Annotated in this window: 12 protein-coding genes and 2 pseudogenes; 6 read left to right on the top strand and 8 right to left on the bottom strand. The window is 76.0% G+C overall.

The features are described from left to right. The first annotated feature begins 43 nt into the window (after positions 1-43). From ACSNN7_RS19210 to ACSNN7_RS19185, 6 genes are all read left to right on the top strand, one after another. A complete protein-coding gene (locus tag ACSNN7_RS19210; RefSeq protein ID WP_436682210.1) occupies positions 44-520 on the top strand; it encodes a hypothetical protein in 477 nt (158 codons plus the stop codon). 47 nt (positions 521-567) lie between these two features. Continuing rightward, complete coding sequence (locus tag ACSNN7_RS19205; RefSeq protein WP_436682209.1) at positions 568-732, top strand: hypothetical protein; 165 nt, start codon at positions 568-570, stop codon at positions 730-732. Beyond that, the gene (locus tag ACSNN7_RS19200; RefSeq protein WP_436682208.1) at positions 729-1,190 is read left to right on the top strand and encodes a RidA family protein; all 462 of its coding nucleotides are present in this window, start codon (positions 729-731) and stop codon (positions 1,188-1,190) included. The genes ACSNN7_RS19205 and ACSNN7_RS19200 overlap by 4 nt, the downstream gene beginning before the upstream one ends. Positions 1,191-1,308: 118 nt before the next feature. Further along, positions 1,309-2,142, top strand: coding sequence for an MBL fold metallo-hydrolase (locus ACSNN7_RS19195; RefSeq protein ID WP_436682207.1), 834 nt, complete (start codon positions 1,309-1,311; stop codon positions 2,140-2,142). Continuing rightward, positions 2,139-5,732, top strand: coding sequence for an adenylate/guanylate cyclase domain-containing protein (locus ACSNN7_RS19190; RefSeq protein ID WP_436682206.1), 3,594 nt, complete (start codon positions 2,139-2,141; stop codon positions 5,730-5,732). Before ACSNN7_RS19195 ends, ACSNN7_RS19190 begins: the two co-directional genes overlap by 4 nt. A 154-nt stretch (positions 5,733-5,886) precedes the next feature. After that, positions 5,887-7,014: an IS30 family transposase gene (locus ACSNN7_RS19185; RefSeq protein WP_436682205.1), complete on the top strand. Its 1,128-nt coding sequence runs from the start codon at positions 5,887-5,889 to the stop codon at positions 7,012-7,014. Between the two features lie 256 nt (positions 7,015-7,270). On the opposite strand, the gene ACSNN7_RS19180 is transcribed toward ACSNN7_RS19185, so the two are convergent. From ACSNN7_RS19180 to ACSNN7_RS19145, 8 genes and pseudogenes are all read right to left on the bottom strand, one after another. Further along, the gene (locus tag ACSNN7_RS19180; RefSeq protein WP_088961106.1) at positions 7,271-7,669 is read right to left on the bottom strand and encodes a DUF3040 domain-containing protein; all 399 of its coding nucleotides are present in this window, start codon (positions 7,667-7,669) and stop codon (positions 7,271-7,273) included. A 115-nt stretch (positions 7,670-7,784) separates the two neighbouring features. Next, complete coding sequence (locus ACSNN7_RS19175; RefSeq protein WP_436682204.1) at positions 7,785-9,047, bottom strand: DNA polymerase IV; 1,263 nt, start codon at positions 9,045-9,047, stop codon at positions 7,785-7,787. Between the two features lie 38 nt (positions 9,048-9,085). Next, a complete protein-coding gene (locus ACSNN7_RS19170) occupies positions 9,086-10,252 on the bottom strand; it encodes an alkaline phosphatase family protein (protein WP_436682203.1) in 1,167 nt (388 codons plus the stop codon). Further along, on the bottom strand, positions 10,249-11,013 hold the full coding sequence (locus tag ACSNN7_RS19165; protein WP_436682201.1) for a class I SAM-dependent methyltransferase: 765 nt from the start codon (positions 11,011-11,013) through the stop codon (positions 10,249-10,251). The genes ACSNN7_RS19170 and ACSNN7_RS19165 overlap by 4 nt, the downstream gene beginning before the upstream one ends. Before the next feature lie 36 nt (positions 11,014-11,049). Continuing rightward, positions 11,050-11,229, bottom strand: coding sequence for a hypothetical protein (locus ACSNN7_RS19160; protein ID WP_436682200.1), 180 nt, complete (start codon positions 11,227-11,229; stop codon positions 11,050-11,052). 98 nt (positions 11,230-11,327) lie between these two features. Then, positions 11,328-14,720: an error-prone DNA polymerase gene (locus ACSNN7_RS19155; protein WP_436682198.1), complete on the bottom strand. Its 3,393-nt coding sequence runs from the start codon at positions 14,718-14,720 to the stop codon at positions 11,328-11,330. A gap of 30 nt (positions 14,721-14,750) precedes the next feature. Continuing rightward, a pseudogene (locus ACSNN7_RS19150) lies at positions 14,751-15,083 on the bottom strand (DNA polymerase Y family protein); the annotation flags it as partial. Between the two features lie 156 nt (positions 15,084-15,239). Further along, positions 15,240-16,487, bottom strand: a pseudogene (locus ACSNN7_RS19145) (DNA polymerase Y family protein); the annotation flags it as partial. Positions 16,488-16,709 lie beyond the last annotated feature (222 nt).

Below are 16,709 nucleotides of genomic sequence, written 5' to 3'. Positions count from 1 at the left end.
CGAGGCGGCGGTCAGTTCATGGTTTGAGGCCCGGAGGCAGTACATGCGCGACGCGGACAACATCGCTCGAGCCCAGTTCCCGCCCGGCGACCGGGCAGGCCGGCTCGCCGACCGGAGGGACGCGGACGGGCCGGCCGGCGGCCTCCCGATGAATGAGCGGTCGTACCGCCGCTGCGCCGAGCCGAACGAGGTGCTGCGCATGCTGAACCGCGGCGGCGGCCGGGACGAGGAGGAGCCCGGCTACGTCATCCACCTGCCGATCCGGGTGGCCGACCTGTCGGCGGCGACCGCCCTGGCCGGCACGGTGGCGGTCTCGCTGGGCTTCCTGCCCGAGCTGGACGCCGGCGAGACCACCGTCTCCACCGCGGACGACCAGAACAACCGGCACCGGGTCTTCTGCGACCTGCTCCTGCCCGACAAGTCCCGCTGCCCGCAGCCGTACGACCACGAGGGCCCGTGCGGCGAGGTGCCGACCGCCCCCGAGCAGCGTCCCGCGCCCCGGCCCACGTCCGGACCGTAGGCTGTGCCTGGAAACCAGTCCACGCCAGGCAAGGGAGCCTTCCACCGATGCAGAAGTGGGAATACGCCACGGTCCCGCTGCTGGTCCACGCGACCAAGCAGATCCTCGACAACTGGGGCGAGGACGGCTGGGAGTTGGTCGCCGTGGTTCCCGGCCCGAACCCGGACCAGCTGGTCGCCTACCTGAAGCGTCCGAAGGGCGCAGCGGCATGAGCAACGGGCCCCACGCGAAGTTGGCGGAACTCGGTCTGGCCCTGCCGGAGGTCGTGCCTCCGCTGGCCAGCTACGTGCCGGCGGTGCAGTCCGGCCAGCACGTCTTCGTCTCCGGTCAGTTGCCGATGGCCGAGGGCAAGCTGCTGGCCACCGGCAAGGTCGGCGGCGGGGTCTCCGCCGAGCAGGCCAAGGACCTCGCCGAGCGGTGTGCGCTGAACGCTCTCGCGGCGGTCGACGCGCTGGTCGGTCTGGAGAACGTCGTCAAGATCGTCAAGCTGACCGGCTTCGTCGCGAGCGCGCCCGGGTTCACCGGCCAGCCCGGCGTGGTCAACGGCGCCTCGGAACTCTTCGGCACCGTCTTCGGCGAGGCCGGCCGGCACGCCCGCTCCGCGGTCGGCGTCGCCGAGCTTCCCCTCGACGCGCCGGTCGAGATCGAGGTCATCGTCGAGGTCTCCTGACCCGTCACCCCGCGATCTTGCAGCGCGCGGCCCCAGGGAAAGCCGCGAACGGCCATAAACCAGCGGCGGCGCCTGCAAGATCGCGGGGAGTGGCGGGCGGGGTCGTACGATCGCAGCCATGGGCGGGCATGTGACGGGGCCGGTGGCCGCGCTCGCGGACGGGCTGCCGAGCTGGGTGACCCTGTTGCGGGCGCCCAACCCCGGGCCGATGACGCTGGACGGGACGAACACCTGGGTGCTGCGGGCGGCCCCGGGCGCCCCGGCCGTGGTGATCGACCCCGGCCCGGCGGACGAGGACCACCTCGGCCGGATCGCCGCGCACGGCCCGGTCGGGTCGGTGCTGATCACCCACGGGCACCCCGACCACACCGAGGGCTCCGCCCGCCTGGCCGACCTGCTCGGCGGGGCCGCCGTGCGGGCCGCCGACCCGGCCCACACCATCGGCGCCGCGCCGCTGACCCCGGACGCCCCGCTGGACGCCGCCGGCTTCACCGTCCGCCTGGTGCCGACCCCCGGGCACACCGCCGACTCGGTCTGCTTCCTCGCCGAGCACGGCGACGAGCGGGTCGTGCTCACCGGCGACACCATCCTCGGCCGCGGCACCACCGTGGTCGCCCACCCCGACGGGCACCTCGGCGACTACCTCGCCAGCCTCGAACTGCTCTCCGCGTACCGGGGGATCCCGGCGCTGCCGGGGCACGGCCCGGCGCTGGCCGACTGCGGCGCGGCGGCCGAGTTCTACCTGGCCCACCGCCGGGCCCGGCTCGACCAGGTGCGCGCGGCGGTCGCCGCGGGCGCGACCACCGCGCCCGAGGTCGTCGCCCGGGTCTACGCTGACGTCGACCGGTCGCTCTGGTGGGCAGCCGAATGGTCGGTCCGGGCCCAACTGGAGTACCTGGGCGTCGCCGCCCGGGAATCCGGGACCGGGGGTACGGAGTTGGAGCAGCCGTGACCTGCCCCGTGTGCGGCACCGTGGCCGTGCCCGGCGCCCGCTTCTGCCACAACTGCGGCGCCGCGCTGCCCGCTGCGGCGACCCTGCCCGCCGCCGAGCGGCGGGTGGTCACCGTACTCTTTGGCGATTTGTCCGACTTCACCTCCTGGTCGGAGGATCTCGACCCGGAACGGGTCGGCGCGGTCACCGACCGGGTGCTCGCCGCGCTCGCCGGGGCGGTCAAGACCTTCGGCGGGCACGTCGACAAGCTCACCGGCGACGGGATCATGGCGGTCTTCGGTGCACCGGTCGCCCACGAGGACGACGCCGAGCGGGCGGTCCGCGCCGCGCTGTCCATGCAGCGGGCGGTCCGCCGGGTGCTCGACGACGAGCGGGGCGGCGGCGCTCCGCTCGGCCTGCGGGTAGGCCTGAACACCGGCGACGTGATCGCCGGCATCCAGGCCGCCATCGAGTACACCGTCATCGGCGACACGGTGAACACCGCAGCCCGGCTCGCCGACGCCGCCGCCGTCGGCGCGGTGTACGCCGGCGCCCGGACCTCCGCGGCCACCCGGCACGTCGCCTCCTGGCGGGCGCTGCGCCCGCTGCGGCTCAAGGGCAAGCGTGAGCCGGTCGAGGCGTACGAGCTGCTGGGGCTCCTGGACGCCCCGGGCACCCGCTCCGGTCTCGGCGACGAGGCGCCCTTCGTCGGCCGGGAGACCGAGATCGGGCGGATCGCCGGCCGGCTCGCCGAGGTGATCGACCGCAGCGAGCCCCGGGTGCTGCTGATGACCGCCGAGGCGGGCATCGGCAAGTCCCGCTTCGCCGCCGAGGTGGAACGCCTCGCCGCCGGCTACGACGTCGGCGCCGGCCGGTACGCCGCGCACACCGGCGCCCGGGTGCTCTCGGTACGCTGCGCCGCCTTCGGCGAGCGGCGCCGGCTCGCCCCGCTGGCCGACCTGGTCCGGGCCGCCGTCGGCCTGCCCAACGACGCCTCCACCGCGCTCACCCGGCCGGCCGTCGAGGAGCGGCTGCGCCGGCTCGGCCAGCGGCTCGGCCGACAGGGCACCACCCCGCTCGCCACCGACCAGCTGCTGGCCCTGCTCGGGTACGCCGAGCTGCCCGGCGGGCACGGCAGCGCCACCGACAACGGGGAATGGACCGCCGGTGGCGTGCCCGCCGACGCCGAGGCGGTGCCGAACGCGGTCGCCGGGCTGCTCAGCGCCCTGGCCACCGAGGCGCCGCTGGTGATCGTCGTGGACGACCTGCACGACGCCACCGCCGAGACGATCAGCGCGCTCGGACTGACGCTGTCCCGGCTCACCGGCCCGGTGCTGGTGCTGCTGCTCGGCCGGCCGGAGCTGGTGCGTACCGCGGGGGCGCTGACCCGGGTCGCCGACGCCGAGGTGCACGCGCTGCCGCCGCTGCGCGGCGCCGACGCGGCCCGGCTGCTCACCACCTACCTCAACGGCGGCCGGCTGCCGCAGGCCGACGCGGACCGGCTCCTCGCCACCGCCCAGGGCAACCCGTTCTACCTGGCCGAGCTGGTCACCCTGCTGATGGAGCGGGGCGCGCTCACCGCGGTCGCCGAGCGCGGGTCCGGCAACCCGGGCGGCTGGCGGCTGGTCCCCGGCTCGCTGGGCAGCCGGCTGCTCTCCCGCGACCTGGCCGCCGTGCTCGCCGCCCGGATCGACGCGCTGCCGCCGGACGCCCGCTCGGTGCTGCGGGACGCCGCCGTGGTCGGCGACACCGTGCCCACCGGGGCCCTGGAGGCGCTGCGCGAGCTGCGCGCCGGGAGCGACGGCCGCCCCGCCGCGGTGGCCGCGGTCGAACTGGAGCGGGCCGTCGAGGAGCTGCTGCAACGCCGCATGCTGCACCGCACCCGCACCGGGTACGCCTTCGCCACCCCGCTGATGCGCGAGGCCGCGTACGCCGGGGTGAGCAAGGCCGAGCTGGCCGAGCGGCACGCCGCGCTGGCCCGCTGGGCGGAACCGGTGCCGGACAGCCCGGTGACCCCGCCGGGCGGCTTCACCGACACCGCCCGGGACGACTTCGTCGCCGAGCACGTCGAGCGGGCCGCCGCGCTCGCCGACGCGGTCAAGCTCCGCCCCGACGCGCCGGCCCGGACGGTCGCCGGACTGGGCGTGGCCGCGCTGGGCCGGGCCGCCCGCCGGTCGATGCACGCCGGGGAGCCGGCGATGGCCGTCGAGTACGCCGAACGCGCCGCCGAGCTGGCCCGCGACGGGGTGCCCGCCGCCGACCGGGTGGTGCACGCCCGGGCCCTGCTCCAGGTGGGTCGGCCGGGCGACGCGCTCGCCTTCGCCGAGAAGATCGCGGCCAACGCCGGCGACGACGCGGCCACCCGGACCAGCGCGCTCCTGCTCGCCGGGCAGGCCCACCAGACCCTCGGCGACCAGGACCGGGCGGTGACCTGCTGGCAGGAGGCGTTGCAGGTGGCCACCGCCGGTGGGCTGCCGACCCTGCGCGCCTCGGCGATGCGCCGGCTCGGGATGGCCGACTTCATCGCCGGTCGGCTCGGCCAGGCCAGCAGTCGCCTCGCCGCCTCGTACCAGGTCAGCCTCGCCGCCCGGGACCCGCGCGGGCAGGCCTGGTCGTTGCAGAACCTGGCCTGGGTGACCACCACCCGGGGCGACTTCGCCGGTACCGACGCGGTGCTCGGCCGGGCGGCCCGGCTCTTCGCCGAGCTGAAGGACCCGTACGGGCGGGCGTGGCTGCGCGGGAGCACCGCCTTCGCCCGGCTGCTCGCCGGGCGGCTGAGGGAGGCGTGCCGGCTGGCCAACGTCTTCCTGCCCTTCGGCGAGCGGGTCGGCGAGGCGTGGGCGGTCGGCACGTTGCGCGCGGTCGAGGCGTTCGCCGGCGCCGAGCTGGGTGAGATCGCCGAGGCGGACCGGTCGGCCCGCCGGGCGTACCGGGACTTCGCCGAGGTCTCCGACGACTGGGGGCGCGGCTTCGCCCTGGTGGTGCGGGGCGTGGTGGCCCGCGGCCTGGGCGAGCCGGAGCACGCCGTCGACCTGCTCACCGACGCCCTCGCGTACGCCGAGCGCACCTCGCACCCGCTGCTCACCGGGATGGCCGGCACGCTGCGCGGCTTCGTGGCGCTGGACCTGGGCGACTGCGAGACCGCCGAGCGGGACGCCCGGGCGGTGCTGACCGCCGTCGAGCCGCACAACCCGCAGGCGCCGGCCCAGGTCGCGCCCCGCGTGCTGCTGGCCACCGCCCGGCTCGCCGCCGGCGACTCGGCCACCGCGGTCGGGCTGCTCGCCCCGGTCGCGACCACCGCCGCGCACGCCCCGACGCTGCTCTTCTCCCGCCGTCAGACGATGGCCCGGTACGCCTCCGCCCTGCTCGCTGCGGGCCAGCGCGAGCAGGCGCTGGACTGGGCCCGCCGCGCGGTCGTTGCGCCGGCCGAGGACGTGCGCAGCCAGGTGATCGGGGCCAGCGTGCTGGCCGAGGCGCTGGCCGCCTGCGGCCGGCCGGCCGAGGCGCTGGCCTGCGCCGAGGAGGCGGTCCGCCTGGCGTACGCGACGGAGCAGCGCAGCGAGCGGGCCGCCGCCGACGCCCTCCGCACCCGCCTCACCCCCACCCCCTGACCCCCCCGGCTCGCCCGATCCGCCTCCGGCCCACCTCGGGCGCGCCTCGGGCCGACCCGTCCCGGCCATGCACTTTCAGAGAAAGCGTGGCTATTCCTCGCTCGGGCTCAAGTGGTTGTTGCAACGGGGTGGATTCTCGTGAGGATGAGGGTTCATGCCGGGGAAGCGGTTGTCGCCCGTGGAGCGGGCGCAGATTGAGGTGTTGTTCGGGCAGGGGTTGCGGTTCGGGCAGATCGCTGCGGTGATCGGGCGGGATCGGTCGACGGTGTGGCGGGAGGTGCGCCGGAACCGGACCAATGGGCGGGGTCCTGGGCTGCAGGGTGCGGTGCATCCGCGGGGACGGCGCTCGGGTTACGTGCCCGGGCAGGGTTGTCCGGCCAGTTGGGGGCCGGCGTATGGGTGGCGGTATTCGCATCAGGTGGCGCAGCGTCGCGCTGATGAGCGGGCGCGGCGGCCTCGCACGGGAAAGCTGCGGCCGCGGTGGGGGCAGCCGATGCCGCCGTTGTGGGAGATTGTCAAAGACAAGCTCGCCCAGCGGTGGTCGCCGGTGCAGATCGCTCGGTGGTTGCGGTGCGAGTATCCCGAGTCCGCGGAGCAATGGGTGTCGCACGAGACGATCTATCAGGCGATCTACTTCCAGGCCCGCGGTGGGATGCGCCAGGAGCTGGCCCGGCAGGTCGCTCTGCGTTCCGGACGTGCGCTCCGCCGGCCGCAGTCACGACAGGCCACTGCCGGCCGGGGCGCCCGGCCGTGGGTGCGCGACTTTCACATCTCCACCCGCCCGGCGGAAGCCAACGATCGGGCGGTGCCGGGGCACTGGGAAGGTGACCTGGTCATCGGCGCCCGAGGCTCCAGCGCCATCATCACTCTGGTCGAGCGGGCCACCCGCTACGTCATGCTCGGCGCCCTGCCCGAATCCAGGGTCAGCGAACACGTCATCGACACCCTCATCGGCCTGATGCGCCGCCTGCCCGCCGAGCTACGCAAAACCCTGACCTGGGACCAGGGCATCGAGATGATCCAACACCCTGCCTTCACCCTGGCGACGGACTGCAAGGTCTACTTCTGCGACCCCCACAGCCCATGGCAACGCGGCAGCAACGAAAACACCAACGGCCTGCTCCGCCAGTACTTCCCCCGCTCCAGCACCGACTTCCGCACCTGGACCCAGGACGACCTCGACGCCGTCGCCCGCGAACTCAACGGACGACCCCGCCAAACCCTCAACTGGCAGAATCCCGCTCAAGCACTCAACAAACACCTCGTTGCAACAGCCACCTGAAACCGCCACGAGGAATAGCCACGCTTTCTCTGAAAGTGTGCGTGCCGTGGGGGCAGGTCGGGCGTGCCGGGTGGTGGGGTCCCGCGCCGCCAGACTCGGGCGCTGGGGACGTTGCGTCTGCGGTGCCGCAGCAAGTCGTCCGGCATGGCGCATTTCCGTGCGTTCAGACGGGCGTGCGGGAATGACGGAGGTAACCGGAGCGCGTCCGGTGCCCACCGTCGTGGCGACGCCCACCCGCCTCAGCGGCGGTGGGCGTTCAGCGATGTCCCTCCGGGCGCTGCCGCCACCGGTCCTCCATGCGGTCCAGCAGCGACGGCCGTCGACCCCCCGCGCGCCCGCGCGGACGACGGCGGCTCGTCGTGCCACCCACCACGTGCAGGTCGGGTGACTGCGACCGGCGATGCGACTGCACCGCGTAGCCCAGCGCGGCCAGCATGACGACGAAGCCCGCCACTGCCAGCGGCGGAGTCTTGATCACCGCGCCGTAGACCAACAGGGCCAGGCCGACGACGACCACGCCGGCAGCGACGAGCAGGCGACGCCGCGCGTGGAAACGCGGGTCGCTGGCGCGCACGGCCGAGGCGAATTTGGGGTCCTCGGCAAGCGACCGCTCGATCTGCTCGAACAGCCGCTGCTCGTGCTCCGAGAGCGGCACGGCACTCCTCCCCGGTCACGTTGGTCGGCCCGGTCGGGCCGACAGACCGTAGCAGCCAACCGGCTGCTTGCCGTCAAGTCTACGAGGGGGTTCGCGCGTCGGAAAGCGGGACGACCTACGGCCGGGTCGGATTTTCGCCTCGACGGGGATCACGTCGGCCGAGCAGACTGGCCGGACCTATGACGGACCGCCCGAAACGGGCAGCAGCGGCGTCGGCGGCAGCTTCCGCCTCCCGCCAGCCGCGCTCGGGCGCGCCGAGGGTCAACTGCCGCGGCGTCTCGGTCGCCCCGGTCAACCCCTCCACCCGTACGCCGAGGAGCCGGACCCGCTCTCCCGGGTCGAGAACGGTGTAGAGGCCCCAGGCGGTGTCGAAGATCTCCCGGGCGGTGTCGGTGGGCACGCCGAGGGTGCGGGACCGGTTGACCGTGCGGAAGTCGGTCAACCGCACCTTGAGCGAGACCGTCCGCCCGACCTGCCCCGCCCGGCGCAGCCGGGTGCCGACCTTCTCGCTGAGGGCGAGCAGGGTACGGCGGATCTCCAGCGGGTCGGCGACGTCGGCGTCGAAGGTGGTCTCGGCGCCGATCGACTTCTCCACGTGCTCCGGGCTGACCGACCGGGGATCGCGCCCCCACGCGAGCTCGTGCAGGTGGGTGGCGGACGCCTCGCCGACGGCCTTGCGGAGCATCCCGTACGGCGCCTCGGCGAGGTCGCCGATGGTGGTCAGCCCCAGCCGGCGCAGCGTTTCGGCGGAGCGCTCCCCCACCCCCCAGAGCGCGGCGACCGGCAACGGGTGCAGGAATTCCAGCACCCGGTCGGCGGGCACCACGAGCAGGCCGTCCGGCTTGGCCCGGGTGGAGCCGAGCTTGGCCACGAACTTGGTCGGCGCCACCCCGACCGAGCAGGTCAGCCCCTGCTCGGCGGCCACCCGGGCGCGGATCCGGCGGGCGATCTCGGCCGGCGGGCCGAACAGCCGCCGGGCACCGGCCACGTCGAGGAACGCCTCGTCCAGCGAGAGCGGCTCGACCAGCGGGGTGACGTCCCGGAAGATCTGCATGACCGCCCGGGAGGCCGCGGTGTACTGCTCGAAGTCGGGCGGGAGGTAGACCGCGTGCGGGCAGAGCGCGCGGGCGCGCATGGTGGGCATGGCGCTGCGGACGCCGTACCGCCGGGCCTCGTAGCTGGCGGAGCTGACCACGCCGCGCGGCCCGACCCCGCCGACCACCACCGGCCGGCCGCGCAGCTCGGGGCGGCGGCGCACCTCCACCGAGGCGAAGAAGGCGTCCATGTCGACGTGCAGGATCGGGCTGCCGGAGTCGTCGGCGCCGGGACCGAAACGCGGGTCACCACCACCGCGCGGCAAGGACTGGCTCCGACCCATTCCCGCAGGTTAGCCCGCCGGTACGACAGCCCGGCCGGTCAGCCCCGCACGACCAGCAGCGGGATGGTCAGCTCCGCCGCCGTGTCCGCCCCGTGGTACGCCACCAGCCGGGACACCGCGGGCGGCTCGGAGCGGCTGGCCAGCACGGCGTACGTGCCGTGGCAGGTCACCACGACGTCGCCGACCCGCCGCAGGTGCTCCGGCGGCACCGGGCCGAACCGCCCGGCGGCCACCGCCTGCGCCCGGGTCTCCACCCGGGCGGCCGGACCGAGCACCCCCGACCAGGTGGCCACCACGTCGTCCACCGCGCCCGGCTCGACGTGCAGGTACCGCACCCGCGGCTCGCCGGCGACGACCCGCACCCCGGCGCGCAGCCGGGGATCGGTGTCCAGGTCGAAGCGGTGCGCGGCGGGCACGTCGAGCTGCCCGTGGTCGGCGGTGACCAGCAGCGCGGCGTCCGGCGGCAGGCCGTCGACGAGCCGGGCGAGCAGCGCGTCCACCTCGGCGGCGGCGACCCGCCACGGTGCGGAGTCGACGCCGGTGAGGTGGCCGTGCCGGTCCAGGTCAGGGTGGTAGCCGGAGACCAGGGTCGGCCCGGGACCGGCGGCGAGCGCGGCGAGCATCGTCGCGGCCAGGGCGTCCACTCCGGCGGCGCCCCGGTAGTCGCCGCCCCGGTTGGCGGCCAGGGTCAGCCCGCTGCCGGCGAACTCGGGACGGCTGACCACGGTCACCGCGACGCCGGCCGCCCGGGCCCGCTCCCACTGGGTACGGACCGGCTGCCAGGTCAGCGGCTCGGGGTCGCCGGTCCACTCGATGTGGTTGAGCACCCGGTCGGTGCCGGGCACCCGGACGGTGAAGCCGAGCACCCCGTGCGGCCCGGGCGCGACGCCCGCGCCCAGGCTCACCAGGCTGGTCGGGGTGGTGGAGGGGAAACCCGAGGTCAGCGGCCGCCCGACGGTGGCGGTGAGCCCGGCCAGGATCGGCGCGTACGGGGCGGCGGTCGGGATCTGGTACCAGCCGAGCCCGTCGACCAGGAGCACGGCGATCCGGCGTACCCCGGACAGCCGGGGGGTGAGGCCGAGCAGGTCGACCGCGCCGGGCACGCCGAGCACCGCCAGCGCGCTGGGCACCACGTCGGCGAGGCTGCCGCCGCCGTAGCGGGGCGCCACCACGTCCAGCGGACCGGGCGGAGCCGGGGCGGTCATGCCGGCCGGCGGGCGAACAGGTGCAGCTGGGCGGCGAGGTCCCGGTACGGCGGCCGGGCGGCGAGGTCCCGTTCCAGCTCGACCAGGCTGCCCGGCTGGCCGTCGGCCACGGCGGCGGGGAGCAGGTCGGCGAGGACGCGTACCCCGTGGATCTCCTCGACGGTGAGCCCGGCGGCGCGCAGCAGCGCGGCGGCGCCCTCGGCGTCGAAGCGCCGGCGCAGGGTGTCCCGCGGCCCGGCGGAGCCGTCCGGGGCGGCGGCGAGCGCGGCGGCGACGTCCAGGTGGCCGTTCATCGCCCGGGCCAGCACGGCGGCGGCCCGGCCGGCGACCAGCACGCTGGCCGCACCCGCGGGCCGCAGCGCGGCGGCCAGCGCGTCGACCACCGGCGTCGGGTCGTCGACCACCTCCAGCACGGAGTGGCAGAGCACCAGGTCGGCGCTGGCCGGTTCGACCAGCCCGGCCAGGGCGTCGCCGTCGCCCTGCACCGCGCGTACCCGGGCGGCGACCCCTGCCTCGGCGGCCCGGCGGGTCAGCGCGGCGAGCGCGTCCGGGCTGGCGTCGACCACGGTGACCCGGTGCCCGGCCTGGGCGAGCGGGACGGCGAAGCCGCCGGTCCCGCCGCCGACGTCCAGCACGGTCAGCTCGGCGCCGGCACGTCGGTCCAGCTCGGCGGCGAGGACCGACCAGATGACAGCGGTACGGGGGGTCAGCGGCGGCCCGGTGAACCGGGTGGTCTGCTCCACCCGGTCGAGCCTAGTCACCTGCGCCACCGGACCCCCGCAGGCGTACCGCGCTGGTCAGGACTCGCCGCCGGCGGCGGGGTCCTCCTCCGCGCGGGACCGGTTGGCGTTGGCCACCGGACCGTCGTGCACCTGGTACTCGCGCGTCTGGGCGTCCTGCGCCGGCGCCCACCCGGCGGCGAGCCGGGTCCGCCGGGCGTTCGCCACGCCGCCGGTGTGCATGCTGTTCGACGTCATCGCGTCTTCCCCCTTGCCGCGAGCGGGCCACTCTGCCCGCACGTGCCCGGAAGTCTCCCGCCTGGCGTCCGAGGAAACCGTAATGTGGATCACTGAAATCAGCGGAAATCCCGCGACGCCGGGCTGACCGGCGGCTCGATGGCGTCCAGCCGGTCGGCGGTGAGGCTGGTGACCCCCTCGTGCCGCTGCAACCGGCCGCGCACCACCAGGGCCGCGCTGGTGCGGGCGATCCGACGGTAGCGCTGCCACAGCCCCGGGGAGCACGTGACGTTGAGCATCCCCGTCTCGTCCTCCAGGTTGAGGAAGGTCACCCCGCCGGCGGTCGCGGGCCGCTGCCGGTGGGTGACGATCCCGCCGACCCGGATCCGCCGGCCCGGCTCCACCCGGCCGAGCCGGGCGATCGGCACCGCGCCGAGCGCGTCGAGCCGGTCGCGGATGAAACGGGCCGGATGGCTCTCCGGGGAGAGCCCGGTCGCCCAGACGTCGGCGACCAGCCGGTCCACCGCCTCCATTCCGGGCAGGGTGGGCGCGGCCGTCCCGGTCACCGTGCCGGGCAGCCGGCCCGGCCGGTCCTGGGCCGCCGCGCCGGCCGCCCAGAGCGCCTGGCGCCGGGTCAGCCCGAAACAGGCGAAGGCGTCCGCGGTGGCCAGCGCCTCCAGCTGCGCGGCGGTGAGCCCGGCCCGCCGGGCCAGGTCCGGCATGTCCCGGTACGGCCCGTGCGCCACCCGCTCCGCCTCGATCCGCTCGGCCACGTCGTCACCGAGGGTGCGTACGCTGCCCAGCCCGAGCCGGACCGCCGGACCGCCCAGCCCCCAGGCGTGCGGCGGCTCCCCCGCCCGGCTCCCCCACCGGGTTTCCGGCGTCGACTCCAGCACCGCCTTGGCTCCGCTGGCGTTGATGTCCGGCCGGCGGACCTCGACCCCGTGCCGGCGGGCGTCGTCGACCAGGGTCTGCGGCGAGTAGAAGCCCATCGGCTGGGCGTTGAGCAGCGCGGCCAGGAACGGCCCCGGGTGGTAGCGCTTGAGCCAGGAGCTGGCGTAGACCAGGTAGGCGAAGCTCATCGCGTGGCTCTCCGGGAAGCCGTAGCTGGCGAACGCGGTGAGCTTGCGGTAGACGTCGTCGGCCAGCTCGCCGGTGATGCCCCGCTCGGCCATCCCGGCGTAGAGCCGGTCGGCGATCTGCGCCATCCGCTCCACCGAGCGCTTGGCCCCCATGGCCCGGCGCAGCTGGTCGGCCCCGGCCGCGTCGAAACCGGCCAGGTCGATCGCGAGCTGCATGAGCTGCTCCTGGAACAGCGGCACGCCGAGGGTCTTCTCCAGCGCGTTGCGCATCAGCGGGTGCGCGAAGGTCACCGGCTCCTGGCCGTTCTTGCGCCGGATGTACGGGTGCACCGAGCCGCCCTGGATCGGGCCGGGCCGGATCAGCGCCACCTCGACCACCAGGTCGTAGAACTCGCGGGGCTTGAGCCGGGGCAGGGTGGCCATCTGGGCGCGGCTCTCCACCTGGAACACCCCGACCGAGTCGGCCCGGCAGAGCATGTCGTAGACCTCGGGGTCGTCCAGCGTCATGTCGCCCAGGTCGAGGGTCATCCCGATCATGTCGTAGCCGTAGTGCAGCGCGGAGAGCATGCCCAGGCCGAGCAGGTCGAACTTGACCAGGCCGACGGCCGCGCAGTCGTCCTTGTCCCACTGGAGCACGCTGCGGCCGGGCATCCGGCCCCACTCCACCGGGCACACCTCGATCACCGGCCGGTCGCAGATCACCATGCCGCCGGAGTGGATGCCCAGGTGCCGGGGGAACGTCTGCAGCTCGTTGGCGTACGCCACCACCTGCTCGGGGATGTCCTCGACGTCGACCGACGCCACCGAGCCCCACCGGTCGATCTGCTTGCTCCAGGCGTCCTGCTGCCCGGGTGAGTAGCCGAACGCCTTGGCCACGTCCCGCACCGCCGACCGGGGCCGGTACGAGATGACGTTGGCGACCTGGGCGGTGTGCTCCCGGCCGTACCGGGCGTAGACGTGCTGGATCACCTCCTCCCGGCGGTCGGACTCGATGTCCACGTCGATGTCGGGCGGGCCGTCGCGTTCCGGGGCGAGGAAGCGCTCGAAGAGCAGCCGGTGCCGGACCGCGTCGACGTTGGTGATCCGCAGCGCGTAGCAGACCGCCGAGTTCGCCGCCGAGCCCCGGCCCTGGCAGTAGATGTCCTGCTCGCGGCAGAACGTGACGATGTCGTAGACCACCAGGAAGTAGCCGGGGAAGCCCAGCTCCTCGATCATCCGCAGCTCGTGCTCCAGCTGCGCGTACGCCTCGGGGTGCGCCTCGGGCGGGCCGTAGCGCTCCCGGGCGCCCACCATCGTCAGGTGGCGCAGCCAGCTCATCTCGCTGTGCCCCGGCGGCACCGGGTACGCCGGCAGCTGCGGCGCGACGAGCTGCAGGTCGAAGGCGAGTTCGGCGCCGAACTCGGCCGCCCGCGCCACCGAGCCCGGGTACGCGGCGAACCGGGCCGCCATCTCCGCGCCGCTGCGCAGGTGGGCGGTGGCGGCGGCGGGCAGCCAGCCGTCGATCTCGTCCAGGCTGCGCCGGGCCCGGACCGCCGCCAGGGTGGTGGCGAGCCGGCGCCGGCCCGGGGTCGCGTAGTGCACGTTGTTGGTGGCCACCGTGGGCAGCCCGGCGGCGGCGGCCAGCTCGGCGAGGGCGTCGTTGCGGTCGGCGTCGACCGGGTGCCCGTGGTCGGTCAGCTCCACCGCCACCGTCTCGGCGCCGAAGAGGGCGGTGAGCCGGTCCAGCTCGCGGGCCGCCGCGTCGACGCCCTCGGTGAGCAGCGCGCCGGGCACGTGCCCCTTGCGGCAGCCGGTGAGCACCAGCACGTGGTCGCGCAGCTCGGCGGCGACCTCCTCCAGCTCGCCGTAGACCGGTCGGCCCTTCTCCCCGCCGCGCAGCTGGGCGCGGGAGATGGTGGCGGCCAGCCGGGCGTACCCCTCGTGGCCGTGGGCGAGCACCAGCAGGTGCGCGCCGTGCGGGTCGGGTTCACCGTTCTGCGGGCCGGGCAGCCCGAGGGAGAGCTCGGCGCCGAAGATCGTCGGCAGGTGCAGCGCGCGGGCCGCCTCGGCGAAACGGACCACGCCGTAGAAGCCGTCGTGGTCGGTGACGGCGAGCGCGGTGAGCCCCAGCCGGGCGGCCTCCTCGGCCAGTTCCTCGGGGTGGCTGGCGCCGTCGAGGAAGCTGAAGTTGGTGTGCGCATGCAGCTCGGCGTACGGGACCGTGCCGTCCGGGGCGGGCAGCTCGGGCGCCTCGTACTGCCGGCGCTTGCGGCTCCAGGCGGGGGCGTCGCCGCCGTCGGCGTCGACCGCGAGCGGATCGACCACGTGCAGGTGCCGCTCGTCCCGCGACCGGCCACCCGGCGGCCTCCCGCCGCCCGACCCGCCGCCGGGTCGCCCGGAGAGCACCCGTTCCAGCTCCGACCAGGGCAGCTTGGGGTTGTGGAAGCTCATCCGGCCGCCTCCGCGGGCGACCGGACCGGCTCAGTCATAGATCGCCTCCACCAGCCACTGGCCGGCCTCGACCGCCAGCAGCAGGGCGGCGCCGTCGGCCAGGCAGACCTGGAACCGGGCCCGGCGCCGCGCCTCGGCCGGGGCCCACCAGCGCTCGTCCACCGGCCACGGGCCGGCCCAGCCGACGATCTCGACCGGCCGGGCCGTACCGACGGCCAGCCGGGCCGGCGCGGCGCTCACCGTCAGGCGGGCACTGACCACGACCGGCTCACCCGCGGCGTCGTGCACGGTCGCGGCGAGCGGGGTGGGCAGCACCACGGCCGGCGCGGGCGGCGGCAGCCGCCCCGGCCACGGCGGGACGGCGCTGCCTCCGCCGGCGGCCGGGCCGCTCCCGGCACCGGCGGCCCGGCCGGCGCCCGCGGCACGGCCCCGACCGGCCCGGGCGGTGCCCCCGGCGCGGTCCCCACCGGCACCCCGGGCACGGCCCCCGGGCCGGTCGGCGACGCCGGCCGGCTCACCCGGCAGCGGCGGCGGGCCGGGGCGGGCGGGGAGCCGCTCGTCGCCCCAGGGAACCAGGTGGGTCTGGTCGGCCGGGGAACGACCACCGCCGAGCACGGCGGTGACCACCGCCTCCGGGCCGAGGATGCCCTGCACCCGGCTCAACGCCCGGTGCGCCCGCTCCCGTTCTTCGCCGGTCTCGCCCCACAGGCCGGGTTGCAGCCCCGACCGGGCCAGCACCCCGTCGGGGACCAGCCGCAGCCGGACGATCCCGGCGGTCGGCCGGGCCGGGCGGGCACCGGCGCGGCCGGTGCTGCCGGTGAGCCAGCCGTCGAGCTGCCAGCGGACCCGGTCGGCGATGGCCGCGGCGGTGAGCAGGCCGTCGTGCCGCCAGACCCGGTGCAGCTCCTGGCCGTGCGCGGTGACCGCCTCGATGCCGAGCCGGGTGCAGGCCAGCCCGTACCCGGCGAGCCGGTCGTGCAGCCGCTCGGCGAGCGCGCGGGCGGCGAAGGCGGCCGCGTCGACCCGCTCGAGCGGCTCGTCGTGGTCGGCGGTCACCGCCAGGTCGACCGGGGGCTGGCGGACGGCCAGCGGGCGGTCGTCCCGCCCGGCGGCGAGCCGGTGGGCCAGCACCCCGTCCAGGCCGAACCGGGCCAGCACGTCACCGCCGGGCAGCGCCGCGAAGTCGCCGAGGGTACGCACGCCGAGCCGGCGCAGCAGGTCGGCCAGCGCGGGCCGGCCGAGCGCCTCGACCGGCAGTCCGGCCAGGAACTGCGGCGTCCCGCCCGGTGGCACGACCCGGCCGGTGCGCGCGGCCAGCCCGGCGGCGAAGACCCCGTCGGCGATCCCGACCTGGCTCTCCACCGCGCAGGCCTGGGCCACCTGCTCGACGATCCGTTCGGCGGCCGCCTCCTCGCCGCCGAGGTAGCGGCTGGGGCCCCGGGCGGCCACCGCGCAGGCGCCGGGGCGTACCACCTCGACGCCGGCGACGACCTCCTCGACGGCGGCGACCACCGGTTCGAAGGCGCGGGCGTCCCGCCCGGGGTCGTGGTCGACGACGGTCAGCTGCGGGCAGCGCCCCTGGGCCTCCCGTCGGCGCAGGCCCCGCCGTACCCCCTCGGCGCGGGCCTGCTCGGAGCAGGCCACCACCCGGTTGGCGTGCAGCACGGCGACCGGGCCGGTGGCGGGCACCCCGTCGACGATCTCGGCGGCGATGACCGGCCAGTCCGGGCACCAGAGCAGCAGGGTGCGCACCGGCGTGCCGGTCACGCCGACCCGACCACGGTGAGCGCGCCACGCCGGGGCCGGCCGACGCCGTCCGCGGCCGCCGGTCGGGGGATGACGCGGGTGAGCCCGTCACCGGGCAGCCAGACCTTGATCTCCTTGGGCCGGGCGGCCGCGGACGGCGTCGGCCGGCCCCGGCGTGCCGGTCACGCCGACCCGACCACGGTGAGCGCGCCACGCCGGTGCGCACCCTGCTGCTCTGGTGCC

Origin of the sequence: Micromonospora sp. URMC 105, assembly GCF_051386295.1 — a bacterium.
Taxonomy (GTDB): domain Bacteria; phylum Actinomycetota; class Actinomycetes; order Mycobacteriales; family Micromonosporaceae; genus Micromonospora.
This window is presented reverse-complemented; position numbering and strand designations above follow the sequence as displayed.

Excerpts from the sequence above, each read along its gene's own strand:
- ACSNN7_RS19160 (WP_436682200.1), bottom strand. The coding sequence starts at position 11,229 with ATGACGTCGAACAGCATGCACACCGGCGGCGTGGCGAACGCCCGGCGG.
- ACSNN7_RS19205 (WP_436682209.1), top strand. The coding sequence starts at position 568 with ATGCAGAAGTGGGAATACGCCACGGTCCCGCTGCTGGTCCACGCGACC.
- ACSNN7_RS19170 (WP_436682203.1), bottom strand. The coding sequence starts at position 10,252 with ATGACCGCCCCGGCTCCGCCCGGTCCGCTGGACGTGGTGGCGCCCCGC.
- ACSNN7_RS19185 (WP_436682205.1), top strand. The coding sequence starts at position 5,887 with ATGCCGGGGAAGCGGTTGTCGCCCGTGGAGCGGGCGCAGATTGAGGTG.
- ACSNN7_RS19155 (WP_436682198.1), bottom strand. The coding sequence starts at position 14,720 with ATGAGCTTCCACAACCCCAAGCTGCCCTGGTCGGAGCTGGAACGGGTG.
- ACSNN7_RS19200 (WP_436682208.1), top strand. The coding sequence starts at position 729 with ATGAGCAACGGGCCCCACGCGAAGTTGGCGGAACTCGGTCTGGCCCTG.
- ACSNN7_RS19210 (WP_436682210.1), top strand. The coding sequence starts at position 44 with ATGCGCGACGCGGACAACATCGCTCGAGCCCAGTTCCCGCCCGGCGAC.
- ACSNN7_RS19195 (WP_436682207.1), top strand. The coding sequence starts at position 1,309 with ATGGGCGGGCATGTGACGGGGCCGGTGGCCGCGCTCGCGGACGGGCTG.
- ACSNN7_RS19175 (WP_436682204.1), bottom strand. The coding sequence starts at position 9,047 with ATGGGTCGGAGCCAGTCCTTGCCGCGCGGTGGTGGTGACCCGCGTTTC.